Origin of the sequence: Vibrio sp. 2-1-2a (genome assembly GCF_032648565.1) — a bacterium.
GTDB lineage: Bacteria > Pseudomonadota > Gammaproteobacteria > Enterobacterales > Vibrionaceae > Vibrio > Vibrio diabolicus.
The window spans coordinates 66942-85900 of sequence record NZ_WBOH01000007.1 but is presented as its reverse complement, the minus strand read 5'-3'; the positions used below and the strand labels follow the sequence as shown (position 1 = coordinate 85900).

The 18959-nt window shown below is 44.7% G+C and carries 15 protein-coding genes; 6 read left to right on the top strand and 9 right to left on the bottom strand.

Features of this window, described 5'->3' with window-relative positions; all coding sequences use genetic code 11:
* Positions 1 to 8 precede the first annotated feature (8 nt).
* The 5 genes from F7Y48_RS18575 to hrpA all read right to left on the bottom strand — a co-directional run bounded on the left by F7Y48_RS18575 (position 9) and on the right by hrpA (position 7836).
* Positions 9 to 398, bottom strand: a complete 390-nt coding sequence (locus F7Y48_RS18575) for an ATP-binding protein (RefSeq protein WP_005394226.1) — start codon at positions 396 to 398, stop codon at positions 9 to 11.
* A 121-nt stretch (positions 399 to 519) separates the two neighbouring features.
* Positions 520 to 2100, bottom strand: a complete 1581-nt coding sequence (locus F7Y48_RS18570) for a BCCT family transporter (protein ID WP_005394224.1) — start codon at positions 2098 to 2100, stop codon at positions 520 to 522.
* Between the two features lie 372 nt (positions 2101 to 2472).
* The gene (locus F7Y48_RS18565) at positions 2473 to 2988 is read right to left on the bottom strand and encodes an outer membrane beta-barrel protein (protein ID WP_005394222.1); all 516 of its coding nucleotides are present in this window, start codon (positions 2986 to 2988) and stop codon (positions 2473 to 2475) included.
* Positions 2989 to 3187: 199 nt separating this feature from the next.
* Positions 3188 to 3667 (bottom strand): outer membrane beta-barrel protein, encoded by a 480-nt coding sequence (locus tag F7Y48_RS18560; protein WP_005394221.1) that lies wholly within the window; start codon positions 3665 to 3667, stop codon positions 3188 to 3190.
* A gap of 182 nt (positions 3668 to 3849) precedes the next feature.
* Entirely contained in the window at positions 3850 to 7836 is a 3987-nt protein-coding gene (gene hrpA / locus F7Y48_RS18555) for an ATP-dependent RNA helicase HrpA (RefSeq protein ID WP_316685235.1), read from the bottom strand.
* 185 nt (positions 7837 to 8021) lie between these two features.
* On the opposite strand from hrpA, the gene F7Y48_RS18550 reads away from it, so the two are divergent.
* Entirely contained in the window at positions 8022 to 8606 is a 585-nt protein-coding gene (locus F7Y48_RS18550) for an FMN-dependent NADH-azoreductase (RefSeq protein WP_046875241.1), read from the top strand.
* Positions 8607 to 8680: 74 nt separating this feature from the next.
* Here the strand turns inward: F7Y48_RS18550 and F7Y48_RS18545 are convergent, their stop codons facing one another.
* Both F7Y48_RS18545 and F7Y48_RS18540 read right to left on the bottom strand, forming a co-directional pair.
* Positions 8681 to 9097, bottom strand: a complete 417-nt coding sequence (locus F7Y48_RS18545; RefSeq protein ID WP_240497970.1) for a hypothetical protein — start codon at positions 9095 to 9097, stop codon at positions 8681 to 8683.
* A gap of 65 nt (positions 9098 to 9162) precedes the next feature.
* Positions 9163 to 10467 carry a MipA/OmpV family protein gene (locus tag F7Y48_RS18540; protein WP_316685233.1) on the bottom strand — a complete coding sequence of 435 codons (1305 nt, stop codon included), beginning with the start codon at positions 10465 to 10467 and terminating at the stop codon, positions 9163 to 9165.
* Positions 10468 to 10703: 236 nt separating this feature from the next.
* Between F7Y48_RS18540 and F7Y48_RS18535 the strand changes: the two genes are divergently transcribed.
* The 3 genes from F7Y48_RS18535 (at position 10704) to F7Y48_RS18525 (ending at position 13634) form a co-directional block, all read left to right on the top strand.
* Positions 10704 to 11054: a hypothetical protein gene (locus F7Y48_RS18535; RefSeq protein WP_074191431.1), complete on the top strand. Its 351-nt coding sequence runs from the start codon at positions 10704 to 10706 to the stop codon at positions 11052 to 11054.
* A 9-nt stretch (positions 11055 to 11063) separates the two neighbouring features.
* Positions 11064 to 13004 (top strand): alkaline phosphatase D family protein, encoded by a 1941-nt coding sequence (locus tag F7Y48_RS18530; RefSeq protein WP_316685232.1) that lies wholly within the window; start codon positions 11064 to 11066, stop codon positions 13002 to 13004.
* A gap of 189 nt (positions 13005 to 13193) precedes the next feature.
* A complete protein-coding gene (locus F7Y48_RS18525) occupies positions 13194 to 13634 on the top strand; it encodes a TerB family tellurite resistance protein (RefSeq protein WP_258616524.1) in 441 nt (146 codons plus the stop codon).
* A gap of 251 nt (positions 13635 to 13885) precedes the next feature.
* Here F7Y48_RS18525 and F7Y48_RS18520 read toward each other — a convergent pair whose 3' ends face one another.
* The gene (locus tag F7Y48_RS18520; protein WP_005394213.1) at positions 13886 to 14416 is read right to left on the bottom strand and encodes a 3'-5' exonuclease; all 531 of its coding nucleotides are present in this window, start codon (positions 14414 to 14416) and stop codon (positions 13886 to 13888) included.
* Between the two features lie 83 nt (positions 14417 to 14499).
* Positions 14500 to 16041 (bottom strand): sensor domain-containing diguanylate cyclase, encoded by a 1542-nt coding sequence (locus F7Y48_RS18515; RefSeq protein WP_316685231.1) that lies wholly within the window; start codon positions 16039 to 16041, stop codon positions 14500 to 14502.
* 289 nt (positions 16042 to 16330) lie between these two features.
* Between F7Y48_RS18515 and F7Y48_RS18510 the strand changes: the two genes are divergently transcribed.
* Both F7Y48_RS18510 and F7Y48_RS18505 read left to right on the top strand, forming a co-directional pair.
* The gene (locus F7Y48_RS18510; RefSeq protein ID WP_005394205.1) at positions 16331 to 16963 is read left to right on the top strand and encodes a DUF2760 domain-containing protein; all 633 of its coding nucleotides are present in this window, start codon (positions 16331 to 16333) and stop codon (positions 16961 to 16963) included.
* Positions 16963 to 18918, top strand: coding sequence for an Hsp70 family protein (locus tag F7Y48_RS18505; protein WP_316685230.1), 1956 nt, complete (start codon positions 16963 to 16965; stop codon positions 18916 to 18918). Before F7Y48_RS18510 ends, F7Y48_RS18505 begins: the two co-directional genes overlap by 1 nt.
* Positions 18919 to 18959: the final 41 nt, after the last annotated feature.

Here is an 18959-nt window from a genome sequence, read left to right as displayed (position 1 = left end):
GGTAACGGTCACTCTTGCCACTGGCGTCGCATCTTTTCGATGGTCGCTGGTGGCACATCATGAATACTTTGATACGCGCCGCGACACACCTTAACTTCCACCTCAATGCGCTTCTTCACGCAGTAGTCCAAGTAACGCTTCATCTCCCAGTGACGAACAAACGTATTACTCACAATCACGACTTTCCCTTTGTTCAACCACTTTCGAGTTTGCTGAAAACACCATTCATGCGCTTGGGGTAACTCAGTTGGATTAAAGTGATAATCACCTTCATCATTTTCAAAATACATGTCAGCTTCAAAATGCTTAGCACCAAGCTCTATCGCCAATTGCTTTGCTAAGGTTGTTTTACCTGAACCTGGAAGTCCACGAATAAGAATGAGTTTAGCCAGTGACATAATGCTGTTAAATGAGGTGGGAATAAGCCCAAACTGTAACGGAATTATTGAAAAAGAAAAGTAGAAATAAAAAATGCCGAGCGCATTAGGCTCGGCATTTAAATTCAATAGTGGATAGTGTTTATTTGTAAGCTGACAGTTCGGTTCTTAACCCTTTAACCAAGCTTACACACATCAACAACAGAACAAAGGTAAACGGTAATCCCGTTGCAACCACACCGGACTGCAATGCTTGCAAGGCTTCTTTGCCACCAACCCAAAGCATAACGGCTGCAATTGCACCTTCAATACAAGCCCAGAAAATACGCTGTGGAATTGGTGCATCAATCTTACCACCCGCAGTGATACTATCGATAACCAGTGAGCCAGAGTCTGATGATGTAATAAAGAACACCAGAATCAGCACGATAGAAAGCATTGAAATCACTGAGCTATACGGAAGCGCATCGTAAACATGGAACAGAGTCAGTGAAATATCAGTTAGACCATTTGCACCTAGCTCCCCCACTTTATTCACCACTTGGTCAAGCGCGATACCACCGAATACAGACATCCAAATCAAGGTAACGACAGTAGGAATAACGATCACTGCGAACAGGAATTCTCGAACCGTACGACCTTTAGACACACGCGCGATAAACATACCAACAAACGGTGACCAAGATACCCACCAAGCCCAGTAGAATACCGTCCAGCCGTGCATCCAAGTTTCATCTTCACGACCGTGAGGGTTGCTCAACGGAATAATATTTTCAATGTAAGCCATTGTTGTGTCGCGTAGCGAACCCCACGCCGTATCAAACGTGATAAAGGTAATGAAAATAAGCAGGGCAAACGCAACCACCATATTGACGTTACTCAGTAGCTTAACACCACCATCAATACCACGAATTACTGATAGCACCGCGATAAAGGTAACAAAGGTGATCACAATCATTTGTGTACCAATGCCGCCTTCTAGACCAAAGACATGGTTAATACCACTGGTCGCCTGCTGAGCACCGAGACCCAGCGACGTTGCAAGACCAAACAGCGTGGATAAAACGGCAAGAATGTCGATAACATGTCCTAACCAACCCCATGCTCGGTCACCAAAAATTGGATAAAACGCCGCGCGCAATGAAAGCGGTAAACCTTTGTTAAAAGCAAAAAACGCAAGTGCTAGTGCAACGAGTGCGTAAATACTCCAACCATGCACACCCCAGTGGAACATGGTTGCACCCATCGCGAGAGATTTCGCTTCTTCTGTGTATGGCACTGCGTTCAGTGGCATTCCCCACCAATCAGTGAAGTACGCAGTCGGCTCCGCCACACTCCAGAACAGAAGGCCAATACCCATACCAGCTGCAAAGAGCATCGACAACCAAGAAACGGTTGAGTGATCCGGCGTTGCTTCTTTGCCACCTAAGCGGATTTTACCCAGCGGAGAAAAAAGAAGAGCAACAGCGAATAATAAGAAGAAGTTTGTCGACCACATAAAGAACGCATCAAACTGTTCTATAATTCCGTTTTTCAGACCGTTTAATACATCACGAGCAGTGGTTGGCTCAACAAGAAGAAGTGAAATTAGACAGAAAACAACGAGACCCGCACTGATGCCAAAAACGGGGTTATGTATGTCGAATCCCCACTTTTGAACGTTGTCCTGTCCAACCTGATAGTCTGTTGTGTCGATACTATATTTTTTAAATGCATTATCCATAAATACAAATTTAACGTGAATTTGAAACGCCCCTCAGGTGAGAAGAACTCCAATACCGCCCTCCATTAATTTGAACTCTAAAGTTTTAAAGCGGGGCGAAGTTTAGCAGTAATCACATATTTTTGCAAAAAATCGCCATTTATTGCATTTTTGGCTCAGTTAAACGCAGATGAGAACAAAGTAATATCAACACAAAAATTATGAGGTCTAACGATTGATTTTATCGTAATTTGATCGTTCGAAAAGCACTGGAAATACTTGCGCTCTGTGGCTTTATCATTGATGGGCGCGTAAATTGAGATAAGTAACACTGACTTGGTTTCAAAGATAGCGATGAAACCAAGTCAGTAACGTTTTCATAGAGACTGATTATTATAGGAAATGGAAGGTAATATTCCCCGTCACACTACTCACGGTGTCACTATCGCTGTCAATATCCACGCCAAACGCTTGATAGCTTGCCCCAATAGAAACATTATCGAGCAAGAAGTATTCGGCACCGACACCATACATGTAGGAGACACCATCATCTTTATCTAAATTTCTCAGTCCGCCGTCATAATCAACGTTGAATGCATTGATGCCACCTTTGGCATAGACATGAAGCGGCCCAAAGTCGATGCTTGGTTTCGCTGCTAAATAGAATGAATCAAAATCAGCACTACCCCTGCTGCCACTCAGTGATAAATCCACTTTGCCGTGGTTAAAGTAACCTGCCTCAATGCCAATGAATGGCAAAATACCAGTACCTACATGAATACCGTAGGTTGTATCGTTTTCGCTATCGATATCAGACTGACCGATTTGACCGCCAGCGTAAATCCATGAGTCAGCCATTGCTGATGTTGAGCACAACGTTAGAGCTAATAACGAGAGTGTTTTTTTCATACTATCCCTTCCTGAGCGATTCCTAAGCGAAACATTACGCAAATATGCGCATTTAATCGCCACTATATATTGGAAAGCATGAGCATTTTAAGATCCAAAAGTGAATAATTTATGTTCAACTTTTGTTTTGTGACTTCCAGACAAAAAAACACCGACATAAAGTCGGTGTTTTTCATATGGGTGTTAGAAAGCTAGACGCTTATAGGAAATGCAGTGTTGCGTTAACAGAGAACGTGCCGATATCGTCTTTACCCGCCGTGTAGTTCATGTAGCTAGCACCAACAGACATCGGACCAAAAATGAAGTACTCAGCACCTACACCGTACATTAGATCCAAATCGTCATCGTCTTTGCCGCCTTTCACTTCTTTGTCCCACTGGTGGAAGCCACCTTTTGCATACACATGCAGTGGACCAAAGTCGATGCTTGGCTTAAGTGCTGCGTAGTAAGACGTTAGCTTAGTGTCTTGACCATTTACGTTAAATTCACCGTGTTGCGTCACACCTGCTTCAATACCAATGATAGGTAGGATGCCTGTACCAACGTGAACAGAGTATGATGTATCCGTCTCACCTTTGTAGTCAGACTGACCTACTGTTGCACCACCGTAAATCCAAGAATCTGCCATTGCCGCAGAAGATGCGCCAAGTAGCGCCACTGCTAATAGAGTTTTTTTCATCATCTACCTTTACTCTTTATTATTCCCACGTCTGCATAACTCAGTCGTTGGTACTACAAATAAAGGGAGGCGAACCATTGCCTCCCAGAACTAAAAAATTACGCTTATTGAGTTACTAGCAATTAGTGTACCAGTAACCTCATACGCGATAATTACAAATCTGACGCTATTTTACTGGTTGATTAGCAAGCATCAATCGCGTTTTTGACTCGTTTATCAGAAACAGGATAAGGAGTGCCTAATTGTTGAGCAAAGTAACTCACGCGAAGCTCTTCAATCATCCAACGCACTTCCTTTACGTTTTCAGGAATGGCCACACCTTTCGGGATCTTGTTCAGCAACTCTTTATAGTCTTGAGTCACAGATTCAATCTTCAGCATGTGTAAACGATCTTTGTTTGGATCGATTGGCAACTTCTCCATACGACGCTCTATCGCACGCATGTAGCGAAGAATATCCGGCAAGCGTTTCCAGCCACATTCCGTCGCAAAACCTTTGAAGATCAAGCCTTCAATTTGTGCTTTGATATCCGACAGAGCAAACGCCATTGTGAAGTCGATTTTGCCTTTTAGCTTCTTATTGATGCTGAACGCCGTTGTCAGAATAGTCTCAACCTGTTTCGCGATCTCTACGACGGTATCACCCAGTTCAGCACGAACGTGTTCTTTCAACGCTTCGAACTTCTCTGGCTCCCAAACTAAGCCACCCTGCTCTTCAATAAGCTTATCGACACCACAGGCGATACAGTCATCGATCAGATCAAGCACTTTGCCGTAAGGGTTAAAATACAAACCCAACTTCGATTTGTTCGGTAAGTTAGCGTGCAAGTATTTAATTGGCGACGGTACGTTCAATAAAATTAGGCGACGCTGGCCAGCACGCATTGCGGTGATCTGCTCAAATTCGGTTTCGTAGAGTTTGATTTCAACGCTGTCTTTGCTATCAACAAGTGCTGGATACGCTTTTACATCGTAGCCACCACGTTTTTGTTGATACACTTTCGGCAATTCACCGAAGCTCCACGTATGCAGACCTTGCTGTTCAATATCGTCATCCGCCACTTTGGAAAGCGTTTCTTGAACTTTGTCTTTCAAGCTCTCTTTCAATTCGTGAAGGTCTTTATGTTCCTTCAGTTTACGATTTCGATGATCAACCGCTCGGAACGTGACTTTCAAGTGCTCAGGCACTTGTTCCAAGTTCCAGTCTTCACGCAATACTTCTACACCCGTCATGCGGCGCAGTTCTTTTTCTAGCGAGTCTAGCAGCGGTGCTTCCATTGGTGTTACGCGTGCTAAGAATGCATCGGCATAGTTTGGCGCAGGCACAAAGTTCTTACGAATCGTCTTCGGCAGCGATTTAATCAAACTAACAATAAGCTCATGACGCAAACCCGGGATCTGCCAGTCAAAGCTCGCTGGTTCAACTTGGTTTAAAATCGGCAACGGCAAATGCACTGTGACACCGTCACTATCATCGCCCGGTTCAAATTGGTAACTCAACTTGAGCTTCAAACCATTTTGATGCCAGAAGTTCGGGTAATCCAAATCGGTGACATGACTAGCATCGCCCTTGAACAGCATCTCTTTTTCAAAGTTCAGCAGTTCAGGATCTTCTTTCGATGCTTTTTTCCACCACGTATCGAAATGTTTACCAGACACCACTTCGGTACCAACACGTTGGTCATAGAAATCAAACAGCTCATCATCATCCACCAAAATGTCACGACGACGAGATTTGTGTTCAAGCTCTTCCACTTCTTGCAGAAGCTTACGGTTTTGTTTAAAGAACGCGTGTTTGGTTTCCCACTCGCCTTCCACCAGCGCACTACGAATAAAGATTTCGCGGCTAACGGTCGGATCGATACTGCCGTAGTTCACCAAACGTTTCGGTACGATTGGCACGCCGTAAAGCATGACTTTTTCGTGCGCCATCACCGCCGCGCGTTTCTTCGACCAATGCGGTTCGCTGTAACTGCGCTTGATAAGGTGTTTGGCTAATGGCTCAATCCACTCCGGCTGAATCTTGGCAATGATACGGCCCCAAAGTTTCGAGGTTTCCACCAACTCGGCTGACATTATCCACTTAGGTTGTTTCTTAAATAGACCCGATGCAGGGAAGATATGGAAACGAGCATTGCGCGCGCCTTGATATTCATTCTTTTCTTGGTCTTTCATACCGATGTGCGACAGCAAACCAACCAAGATCGCACTGTGTACACCATGGTAAGAAGCAGGCTCATCGTTAAGTTTGAATTCCATTTCACGCATCGACTGATGAATTTGGAAGTACACGTCTTGCCACTCGCGAATGCGCAAGTAGTTCAAATAGTCTTGCTTACACTGTTTGCGGAACTGATTGCTAGACAGAGCTTTTTGCTGCTTTTGGATGTATTCCCACAAATTCACAAATGTCAGGAAGTCCGACTCTTCATGGAAGAAACGACGATGTTTATCGTCTGACGATTGTTGTTTGTCTGAAGGACGCTCGCGTGGATCTTGAATCGACAAGGCCGCTGCAATGATCATCACTTCTTTAAGCGCACCATATTTTGGCGCTTCCAATACCATACGCGCCAAGCGCGGATCGATTGGCAAACGCGCTAATTGGCGGCCAATGGAAGTCAGGCGTTTTTTCGGGTCTTTTACCTCAGAGTTAATCGCACCAAGCTCTTCCAGCAAACGTACGCCGTCTTGGATATTACGTTTATCTGGTGCTTCCACAAATGGGAAAGCTTGAATGTCGCCCAAGCCAAGTGCCGTCATCTGTAAGATAACCGATGCTAGGTTGGTACGCAGGATCTCGGGATCGGTAAACTCTGGGCGCGACTCAAAATCTTCCTCTGAGTACAGACGGATACAGATACCCTCTTCCACACGACCACAACGACCTTTACGTTGGTTCGCACTCGCCTGAGAAACCGGCTCAATTGGAAGACGCTGAACCTTAGTTCGGTAACTGTAGCGGCTAATGCGCGCCGTGCCCGGGTCGATAACATACTTGATGCCCGGAACGGTTAGCGAGGTTTCTGCCACGTTGGTTGCCAGTACAATTCGGCGACCAGCATGAGGTTGGAAAATCTTGTTCTGCTCGCCCGCCGACAAACGCGCGTAAAGCGGCACAATTTCGGTGCTCTTCAGATTGCGTTTAGACAGTGCATCTGCGGTATCACGAATTTCACGCTCACCGTTCATGAAGATCAGGATGTCACCTAAACCTTCATCGCACAATTCGTCTACCGCTTCAAAGATGCCTTCAAGTTGGTCACGATCATTGTCGTCATCACCGCTTAATGGGCGGTAACGAGTTTCTACTGGGTAAGTACGACCTGACACTTCAATAATTGGTGCATTATTGAAGTGTTTTGAGAAGCGCTCTGGGTCGATGGTTGCCGACGTGATAATTACTTTCAAATCAGGACGACGTGGTAGCAACTCCTTTAAGTAACCCAAGATGAAATCGATATTAAGGCTGCGCTCGTGCGCTTCATCAATAATGATGGTGTCGTATTGATTCAAGAAACGGTCGTGCTGAATCTCAGCCAGCAAGATACCGTCCGTCATCAATTTGATTTGGGTATTTTCAGAGATCTGATCGTTGAATCGAACCTTGTAACCAACAAACTCACCCAACTTAGTTTCCATCTCTTCGGCAATACGGTTCGCAACCGAACGCGCCGCAAGACGACGAGGCTGAGTATGGCCAATCAAACCGTACTTACCGCGACCAAGCTCAGCGCAGATTTTTGGCAGCTGAGTGGTTTTACCAGAACCGGTTTCACCCGCGACGATAACCACTTGGTTTTCTTCAATCGCTTTAGCGATGTCGTCACGCTTTTGGCTGACGGGCAGAATTTCTGGGTATTCAATCGTTGGTTTGTAGTTGCTGCGTTGTTCCGCAACCATCATCGATTTAGCAATGTCGAGTGCAATTTCATCAAACACAGCATTACGTGCTGCATCTTTCTTAATTTTGCTCGCACCAGAAATGCGTTTACTTAAACGGAAGCGGTCACGCATCATGCACTGGCTTAACGCTTTGCGTAGAGACGCCGCGCTATTCACTTGAGCCTGAGGTGCTTTATCTTGTTTCGCTGTCGCCTTTTGCACACCATTTGACGGTGTCGCTTGCTCTTTAGCGGGATTCTTTTTTGGGGGCTGTGACGAAGTCAAAGCGTTTCCTATTCTTTTCATTACAAAAACTGCGCGGATTGTATCACACAAGATCTGCAACAAGATAACCGAAACCACATTCAAATTTTTCGAACATGTTCAGCGAATCCCTATACTTTTTAACCAACGTGCCTCGCTTATAATGGCTCCCATAGTCAAAAGCACTTATTTAAGGAATAACCATTATGTCTCGTGTACTAGCTCTAAAATCAAGCATCCTTGGCGATTACTCTCAATCAAACAAACTGGTTGAAGACTTCATCAAAAATGTAGACCAAGACAAGCTAACTGTCCGTGATTTGGCTGCAAACCCATTACCAGTTTTGGACTTCGCCGTTGCCACTGCACTTCGCGCAACGGAAGATCTTTCACAAGAACAACAAGCGGTTGTCGAACTGTCGGATACCCTTATTGAAGAAGTAAAAGCCGCAGACACTTTGGTTATTGCCGCACCAATGTATAACTTTACAATTCCAACTCAGCTTAAAAACTGGATTGATTTGATTGCTCGTGCTGGCGTGACATTCAAATACACTGAAAACGGCGTTCAAGGCCTGATCGAAGGTAAGAAAGCGATTGTCATCACGACTCGCGGTGGTATCCATAAAGATTCACCAACAGACAACGTCACACCATACCTGCGTACCGTGCTAGGTTTCGTTGGTATCACTGATGTGGAATTTGTTTATGCGGAAGCGCTAAACATGGGTGAAGATTTCGCTGCGAAAGGCATTTCTGAAGCGCAGAGCCAACTTGCAGCGATAGCGTAAATTGGCCAAGCTAGATAGAAGAATGTAAATAACAAGGGATTGGTTCGCGCCAATCCCTTGTCGATCAAAATACCCTAATCGTGTTTAGAAATTATCTTATTTCTCCCAGAGCGATTCACTTTCTCTAAGTTGTGTAGCGCTTCGTGATAGAGCTTTTCCAAAGACTGCTCGGCTTCGTTTATCATATTCTCAATCATCGCATCAAACGCGACATCACTCGGAATTTCGAGATCGTCTCCAACGTCAACCTCAAGAGAATTGACGTACAACACTAACCATTCATCACCCTCTAAATGTCCTTCCCCGTGGACGACAAAAAAGCGCTTGGCAAATTCATCGTTGGTACAGTTTATCGCCTCAATTTGAATATTGAATGAGGAGTCGATACTCATGGTGCTCATGCCATCCGATTCATCAGATGCATCACAAACAGCCTTAACTTTGGCACGATACACGAAGGTTCGCGTTGAAAGCAGCATTGTATTATTCATCATTACTCATAATGGGCGATAAAGAAGTCAGTTGCAAATCCGACCTATATGCATCTTACGATACTCTAAAACTCGAACTGGAAGTAAATGGTATTGTAGTTGCTCCCGCCTTTAATGCGCCCAAACTGGGACGCACTTTCGAAAATTGCTGAGCGGTGATGCAATGAATAACCCACCCACATATTTTCCCAGTTTTTTTGGTTGAATAAGTCACCTATATTTACATCAAACGAGAAGTCTAAGTAGTTCAGTAGCTTACTTGGTGTATAACCCTTGTCTTCCATTTCGGTTCCTTCGGTGTAGGTAATGTTGTCGACGTATGACATACCTTCCGCAACACCAAATCGCCAAGTCGTTGGCCAATTAACGGTATAATAAGCCTTAATCGCCATCACGTATTCTGTGCTCGCGGACTGAACACTTGACGACCAGTGATGAACCAAACCTGGCGTTAAATAAATATCAAGAGGAAAACCAAACAACTCGTCCGTTAGCGGGTGCCCATAAAACAGTGAAGTAAGTTGATTGTTGTATGGGTCTTTTTCTCTCTCAAAGCTAAATATTTCACCAATATTTGAAGGCGTCGCCCAACCATGCGCGATACGTAGGTATGGTTTATTGCTCAGTGCTGATTTCGGAGCTTTGCCTTTATCGTTGAAAAAGCCAAAACCGACAAACACTTCACCTTGATATCGGTCTTCTACAAGCTGGCTGTTGTAGGCATTATCATCTAAGCGAGTGACACTCGTTTCCCCCAATAAATACAAGTTGGAAGTCACATGATAACGCGCTTTGATGCCGAGGTTGGCGTCAAGTCCTGCTCCAATTCTTTCCCCAGTAACATCTTTAAACGCATAATATTCACTGTTGAAGTCAGCGTCTTTGTATCGAATCGTGATAGATGGCTCTAACTCCCAATCACCAAACGCATAATTAGCGGCAAGGCGATAATTAGAGTGAAACTGGAGTTCATCGTCCGTCATTAATTCTACTTCTGCGCGCCAGTTGTCGTTAATGCTATAACGAACTTGACCACCGAAGTCGACTCTGTCCCCTTCATTGGCATTTTGTAGCGACATGGGAATATCAACAAATCTCAATCGCATAATCGCACTCGCGCGCCAGTCAGAATCACTCTCGTCATACAGAAAAACGCCGCCTTCAATGCCATTGATATACAAATGCTCGTTTTCAAAGAACATCATTGGTACAAATGTACTCACCGTCGAGTCATTATCGGCGGTATAAAACGGGATCGATGCAGTGCGATACATCGCTGCAATTCCCCACGTTTGCTCTTCTACACCATACGCAGAAGAAGCCATCGCAGCTAAAGGCAAAGTGAGTGTTGTTAGAATTAATCTCTTCATGAGTTCGAAAAATGTTGGTTGAGAAGCAGGCAAACATCAATGATTTGCCATTTAAAGCTTATGTTCTTCTGATGATAGCCGTTACAATGACAAATGTTGTCATCCTCGTGACAGTTTGAGTCCCAAGATTATATTAATATTGCACGACTAGATGAGCTTATTTGTGAATATTTTACTATCGTAACAAGCTCTTAAAACTCTAGCTTAGTTCTAAATCAAACATAATGAAGTAAAAAGTGAAAGCATCAGAACTCATCTCTACCTTGAATCATTTACCCGCAGACACGGACCCAGACATTGTGATGGGAGAAGCATGGCTGCCTGAAAGGTTGATAGGGACTCAACTTGAGGGTGACATGTTATTTTTGCACTTTGATAATGCTCCAGAAGATGGTCAGGGAGACGAAGAGGGACGCGGCTTCGTCGAGCACGAAATAGATCTAATCAGAACGCGACTTCAGCAGATTTTGGATGAAGACAGTGATAACGCGTCAAAAGCCGATGCTATGCTAGGTTTATTCCTTATGGGACATGAACTTAGCAGTTCACAAGTTATCGAAATATTAGAAGAAGAAGCTGACACATAAGGAGCCGTTTTGCCAGCATTGATGAATACGACTGAAACATCTTCACTTCCTCTTATCGTTGCAGGTCCGATTTTGCGCAAAGTGACCGCAACTGAAATCAATATTTGGCTGGTCACCACCCAACGCTTGGAGGGTATGGTGCAAATTACGGATGAAAACGCCTCCGTCCTTCATCAAGCCCCCTTAAGTGAGCAAAAAGAACAGCTTCAAATCGGTCTCAATGCGTGGTGCTGTTTGTTGCAATTAAAGGGCGAGTTTCCGCCCCATCAAACGTTACGCTATCAAATACAAACGCAACACGGCTCCGTAACGGAACTGCTTCCTCATCTGACTTATGAACGAGATAACAGCCCAAATTTGGGCGTTGAGTTCCTAATTAGCGAAAAAGCAGATTATGTTCTGCATGGCTCGTGCCGGAATCCTCACCACTTCAGTAAAGATACATTGGTCGCTGCGGATCATAAAATCGCATCTCAAACCATCGAAGAAAGACCAGATATGCTCATCATGAGTGGTGACCAAATCTACGCAGACCATGTTGCAGGCCCTACTCTGGACGCCATCGAACAAGTCATTGCCCTACTCGGTTTACCGGGCGAAGAATTCAAGCAAGCGCCGATAAAAAATACCAATGCCCTCTACCAGCACTCAGCTTGTTATTATGGTCGGGACAAATTGTTGCCTCATTATGTGAATGATGGCAGTTTACTGAGTACGTTTTTCCCGCGCAGAGGGACGCCAATATTCAGCGCCAAAGAGTGTGAAAACCATCTAATAAGCTTTGCCGAATGCTTTGCAATGTACTTATTGGTTTGGTCTCCGACCTTATGGAAGCTTATTCGGACAGATCGCTTATTAGAAAACGAATTTACTGTCGGCGGAGCAACTCTCGACCCCAAATGGCAACAGCAATGGCGCGAAGAAAAAGCTCAAATAGATAAATTCGTCTCAGGTCTAGATAATGTTCAACGCCTACTTGCTCACATTCCAACCTACATGATCTTTGATGATCACGATGTCACCGACGATTGGAACCTTACCATAGGCTGGGAACAAGCCGCGTACAGCAACGCCTTTGCGAAACGTATTATCGGGAACAGCCTGATTGCCTACTGGCTCTGCCAAGGGTGGGGAAACGCGCCAGAAAAATTCAATGATGAGTTTATGAGTATCGCTCAACGCTTTTTCAACGAGCGTTCCTCACAAACTCAAGATGCATTTATTCAATATTTGTATCGCTTTGAGAATTGGCATTACACCATTCCGACGACGCCAAAAGTTGTCGTGCTAGATACGCGAACCAGACGCTGGCGTTCTGAGTCTAAAATGAACAAGCCCTCTGGGTTAATGGACTGGGAAGCAATGATTGAGTTCCACCAAGAACTTGTTCATCAAGACAAAGTTATCATTGTTTCTGCCGCGCCAATGTTCGGAGTGAAATTTATCGAAGCACTGCAGCGAGTAGTAACGATGCTTGGTAAACCATTAATGGTCGATGCTGAAAACTGGATGGCACACCCCGGAAGTGCGAATACGCTTATTAGTATTTTTACACATACTAAGACGCCGACCAATTTCGTTATTCTCTCTGGCGACGTGCACTACTCTTTTGCATACGACATTAAACTTCGCTACCGAAAAAATAGTCCGAATATCTATCAAATCACCTGTAGCGGGATTAAAAATCAGTTCCCAACCCAATTGCTCAATATTTGTGATGGTCTAGATAGACTGCTATATAGCCCTCGTTCGCCTTTAAACTGGTTTACAAAACGTAAGCGGCTAAAGATCTACAAACGCGCACCAAGTACGCACAATTTTTATCGCTTAGTTAACCACAGCGCCATTGGTGAGCTACGTCTTGATGACGAAGGAAAGCCGAGCCAAATTAGCATTCTAACGAGCGATGGTGAAGAGGTACATTTTCCACCAACTCGTGCAGAAGGCTAAATCTCGCTCCCAAAATGACTTGCCCTTTCTTGAAGGCAAGTCATTTTGACTGAACTTAAAAGTACGAGGGATTTGGGTAGATGAGCAAAACTCTTAACTGTCAACGGCGTGCTAAATTTGATACCACACCTTGAGATCTACCGTATTTATGACCATGTTAACCAAATAAACAATAGCTCGGTGTTCAATATGTTTAACTCTCTTACCTCATTATTTAAACAGCTCATTGAAGGCTCTGATTTAAGTCAAACCAACACACTCTCCCCTAATATGGCTATCGCGTGTTTGCTGTGTGAAGTATCTGGCGCAGACCATAGTGTCGATGATAAAGAGCAAGAAACAAAGCGTTCATTATTGATGAAGCTTCTGTCATTAAATGAAGAAGAATCAAATGCTTTGTTAGATCAAGCGCAACAGAAAATAAAAGACTCCGCGTCTCTGTACGATTTTACTTCTCAACTGAGAGAATTGACTCAAGAAACACGCTACAACTTAATCAAAAGCATGTGGGAAGTGGCGTATGCCGATGGCGAAATTGATCCACTAGAAGATGCAGTGATCCGCAAAACAGCAGAACTACTCTACGTTGATCACAGTGAGTTCATTCGAGCAAAGTTGCAATCTCAGTAAGGAAACAAGGTAAACATGTAAGTCGCGCAAGCTATTTCAAGTCTACCGTGAAATGATGGCGAAGATTGAGTTCTATAGCCACAAAAAAACGCGCATTACGCGCGTTTTTCGATAAGCCAACGACATTGTTATTAAAATACTGGTCAAGATATGAATGTGTTTGACGAACTCAACACTAAACAGATTCCATGACAAAACGACAATGGTTGAATGACGATTTGATTACAAGTTTGCCTATCTATAGCGGACCATTAAAGCATAGTCAGAGCGAGCTTAGCTAAATTGTACGCATCCACATAACCAGAATGTTGGCGCCCTTCCCAATCAATGCCTTTTGCTTCTTGAGCGGCTCGGTGACCAATACGCTTATCCTTAAGACGATTTTGAATGCGATAAAGCGTCGCTAAGTTGATAAACTCCGTAAATGGCGCTTCAATACCTTTTTGCTTACACTCTTCAAGCAGGATGAGGTCATCTCGGCCCCATGATGCATAAATCTTGTTACGACCACCGAAGTTCTTAACCATGGATTTAAGCACTTCTTCTAATGGGCGTCCTTGTTTTTCAATTTTACGTGGCGTAATACCTGTTAGCTCGGCACAAAACAGCGAAACTTCATCATGTTCAGGTTTTACGTAGTATTGAGCTCGCTTGACTATCTCGCCTCTAGACAAATCTATTTCAGCCAACCCAACTTCGATAATTTCACCCGTGCTGCCGACGCCATTTTCGTTCCAGCAACACATTTCTAAATCGAAGCATACAATACGGTTATGGTTCATAGTTTGTCTTGATTCCTAACATAAAATTTTAAAGCGTGGGATTCTACCGTAACACGGTGTAAAACTCGAATTTGCGCGCCCATTTAATCGCCAATCGACACATTGTTACGACCGTTTTTTTTACTCAAATAAAGTTGATTATCCATTTTGTGATACAAGCTTTCAGGATCTTCATCTTTATGGACAGCCGCGCCGATACTTAACGTGCAAATGATTGAAGCATCGCCATAGTCAAAAGCCGTACTTGCCACGATGCTCCGCAACTTTTCCAGATAAGCTTCCAGTGCTTCTTTATCAATGACTTTAGAAATAATACAGAACTCATCACCACCAGCACGATAAAATCGGTCTCCAGGTTTTAGATTCGCACTGACTAGCTTAGTCACATGCTGCAATGCTTCATCTCCCCCTAAATGACCATGCTTGTCATTGATAACTTTGAAGTGGTCGATATCAAAACCAACCAATGCGAAGCTAACACCTTTGTTTATCTGGCTAAGCAAATGATCGTTAAACGCTCGGCGATTGAGTAACTGAGTTAGAGGGTCACGCTCAGCCATCCTTTTTAATTCGACGGTTTTAAGCTCTAACATAACCGCCAAGCGCTCTTTTTCTCGTGACTGTAAATTCACAATCCAACTAATCAAGAAGGCGATTACCAACCCGGCTAATGTCGTGCCCGCTAAAATAGAACGCTCCCAAGCAGAGACGGCATCAGAAAGTTTAAAATCAATCCGCCACTCACGATTAGGCAGTTGAATGGTACGGCTTATAACTGTTCCTCGAATGTTGTCCCAGTTTGAACTTTGGAAGAGAACGGGATCATCTGCTGCGTCAAAGCCTAGGTCTTCTACGCGCACCGACATATCTAGCTCGGTCGCGGTTTTCGTGATCAAATCCTCAAAGTAAACCGTACTTCGAATCACCCCTGTCACTACACCTAATAAATGTTGGTTCTCGAAGTCAAACACGGGATGGAACACTAGCAGCCCAGTTTTAGGAATGGACTTGTCATAGCCATCTTGCAGTAAGCGAACTTTATCCGAGACATTCGCTCGCCCATTTGTGGATATATCATCCAAGATGAGATCGAAGCGTTTACGTGAAAAATAGAAACCTAGTAGAGAAAGGTTTTCTGGTGTTCTTGGATAAATATCCGATGCGATAAAAATTGGCTCTTTGTGTTCAAAAATGTACCCGTAGGTTTTGGGGCCATCTTTAGGAACGGTAAACGGTTGGAAATCAGGAAATGTTTGACGGGTCTTTAAAATATGCTCATCAAGGTCTTCGAATTCGACTTTTTGCATCCATTGAAGTCCAATTAAACTTCGCGAGCTATTGATTACTTGTTCCGCATACATTGGGAACGAAGACCAATAGGTGCGTTCAATCGCATGAAAAAAGTTTGCACCTGCACCAATGAACTTTAAATCATTTTCGACGTTCGCTTTCAGTGATTCTGCTTGTCGGTCAGCTAAAGTATCAAACGTCGTCTGCGTATACCGTTGCTGCATCGTATAAGCAGCACCGACCACACCAGCAGTGACACACAACGTCGCTGCAAAAGCTAGAATAGAGTCTGAATGTCGTTTGATAACGCTCTTGTGAGCGGTGCTTTGTGTCATATCGTAATTTTGATACTTCCGTAAGTTAAACTTCGGGATCTATTGAAATACTGCGTTAGCAACGCACAAACATCAAGCAACAACCTATGCTGGGCAGTCCGATCGTCGATTTTTCACGCTGTTCGTACGGTATAGTCACGAATTATTACAGCCTTAAGCCTTGAATATGCTACCATCCGTCATCATTTTAATGTCTAAACTTGGTGCAAGATCGCAAAGACGATCGTTTTAGTGAACACATATGAGCCAATACTGAGCACCAATAATCAATAGAAAGAGAAAAAACGTCATGAACATTGATTTGAACCTAATTCCTCAAACGTTCGATATGCTTCACGCTGGCCTAACCGCATCGAGCGTTTTGCTTCTTTTAGTCGCGGTCTCTCGCAAATCAAAAGTGGTTGAGAAAGTCGTAGAAAAACCGGTCGAGAAAATCGTCGAAGTTGAGAAGCCAGTTGAGAAGATCGTCGAAGTAGAAAAAGTCGTTGAAGTTGAGAAAGTCGTAGAAAAAGTGGTGGAAGTTGAATCGAAACTTGCAACAGCATCAACGGACTCTGCAATGCAGCTGCTTTCTATCATGCAGCAAGAAGCTCGTCTGATCGACTTCCTACAAGAAGACCTAACGTCATTCTCTGATGAAGAAGTCGGCGCAGCAGCTCGCGTAATTCATACTGGTGGCCAGAAAGTATTGAACGATTACGTAACACTTGCGCACGTTCGCAACGAAGACGAAGAAACTCGTATTACGGTTGAAGAAGGCTTCAACCCACAAGAAATCCGCCTTACTGGCAACGTGACAGGCAGCGCGCCATTCCAAGGCACGTTAGTGCACAAAGGCTGGAAGGCAACATCGATGAACCTTCCTAAGCTGGCTGAAAACTACGATGCATCTGTGATTGCTCCAGCCGAGGTTGAGCTGTAATGGAACACATGAACCAAGAAAACCATTCTCAAGAAGCGTCTGTTGAAATTCAACAGACGCCTAAATTCAGTGTTGGTATCGACTTAGGTACAACACACTGTGTCATGTCTTTTGTTGATACGCACGACGAAGACACTCGCGTAGAAGTAATGCCTATCCCGCAGCTGACTGCGCCGGGTACGGTAGAGACTCGTAGCCAATTAGGCTCTTTCCTATACCAACCACACGAACACGAAATGAACCCGCAATCACGCGTTCTTCCGTGGTCGAGCGAGCCAAAAGCTCTGGTTGGTGCTATCGCGCGTAACCTAGGTTCAAAAACACCAATTCGTCTTGTTGCAAGTGCGAAATCTTGGCTTTGCCACGGTGGTGTAAACCGTCGTGACGCATTCCTACCAGCGGGTAGCCCAGAAGAAGTGGAAAAAGTATCCCCTCTTCGCGCAACCGAGCTATACCTTGAGCACTTAAAAGATGCTTGGAATCACGCAAACCCAAATCACAATCTTGCCGATCAAGACGTTACCATTACGGTTCCTGCTTCTTTTGATCCTGCTGCCCGTGATCTAACTGCAGAAGCTGCACGCAACGTTGGTTTTGTGCACCTAACGCTTCTAGAAGAGCCACAAGCTGCACTTTACAACTGGATTGATAACAGCAACGACAAATGGCGCGACGAAGTTGAAGTTGGTGACATCGTGCTTGTGGTCGATATCGGGGGTGGTACAACTGACCTTTCTTTGGTTGAAGTAACTGAAGACGACGGCAACCTAACTTTGAACCGCATCGCGGTAGGTGAACATATCCTACTTGGCGGTGACAACATGGACCTTGCACTTGCGTACCGCTTGAAGATGAAGCTAGCGCAAGAAGGCAAAGAGCTACAGCCGTGGCAAGTTCAGGCGATGACGCACGCATGTCGTGACGCGAAAGAAGCGCTATTGAACGACAGCGAACTTCAGTCAGTACCAATCGTGGTACCAAGCCGCGGTTCTAAACTGCTTGGCGCAACGTTGAAGACAGAACTGACTCAAGAAGAAGTACAACAAACATTGGTTGACGGCTTCTTCCCTCAAGTTGCGATTACGGACCACCCTGTTCAACGTAACCGTGGCGCACTAACACAAATGGGTCTGCCTTACGCACAAGATGCGGGTATTACTCGTCACATTGCAGCGTTCTTGTCTAAGCAAGCACACGCGCAAAGCGGTGGTGAATCAGCGCAAGCTCAAGATTTCAACCCATTTGCAAACATGCCAGGTATGCCTGGCGCGGATGCAGCGCAATCGGCTGACTTCATCAAGCCAACAGCAATCCTATTCAACGGTGGTGTGCTGAAATCAAAACTTCTAGCCACTCGTCTAGAAGACACGATCAACGAATGGCTAATTGAAGCAGACGCAGAAATGGCGAAACGCCTAACAGGTGTGGATCTAGACCTTGCGGTTGCTAGCGGTGCGGCTTACTACGGCTCTGTGCGTCGTGGTCAAGGCGTTCGTATCCGCGGCGGTATTGCTTCGGCGTACTACGTGGGTATCGAAAGTGCGATGCCTGCGATTCCGGGCATGGCACCTCCAATGGAAGCACTGTGTGTAGCACCATTTGGTATGGAAGAAGGCTCAAGCGTTGACGTACCAAGCCAAGAGTTTGGTTTGATCATCGGCCAGCCAGTTAACTTCCAATTCTTCGGCTCAACCGTTCGTCGTGACGACCTAGCAGGTACTCACCTTGACTACTGGGCACCAGAAGAGCTTGAAGAGCTACCAGAAATCCAAGTAACGCTGCCTGTATCAGAAGGTCGTCGTGAAGGTGAAGTGGTTCCAGTTACCCTAGCTTCTCGCGTAACAGAGCTTGGTACGCTTTACTTAGAAGCCATTGCCGCTGATAACGGGCAAAAATGGCATGTTGAGTTCGATGTGCGCGAAGACGCGAAAAGTGACTCAAACGAAGAACAATAATTAGAAGTCAAACGGCATCCAATCGGGTGCCGTTTTTAAAT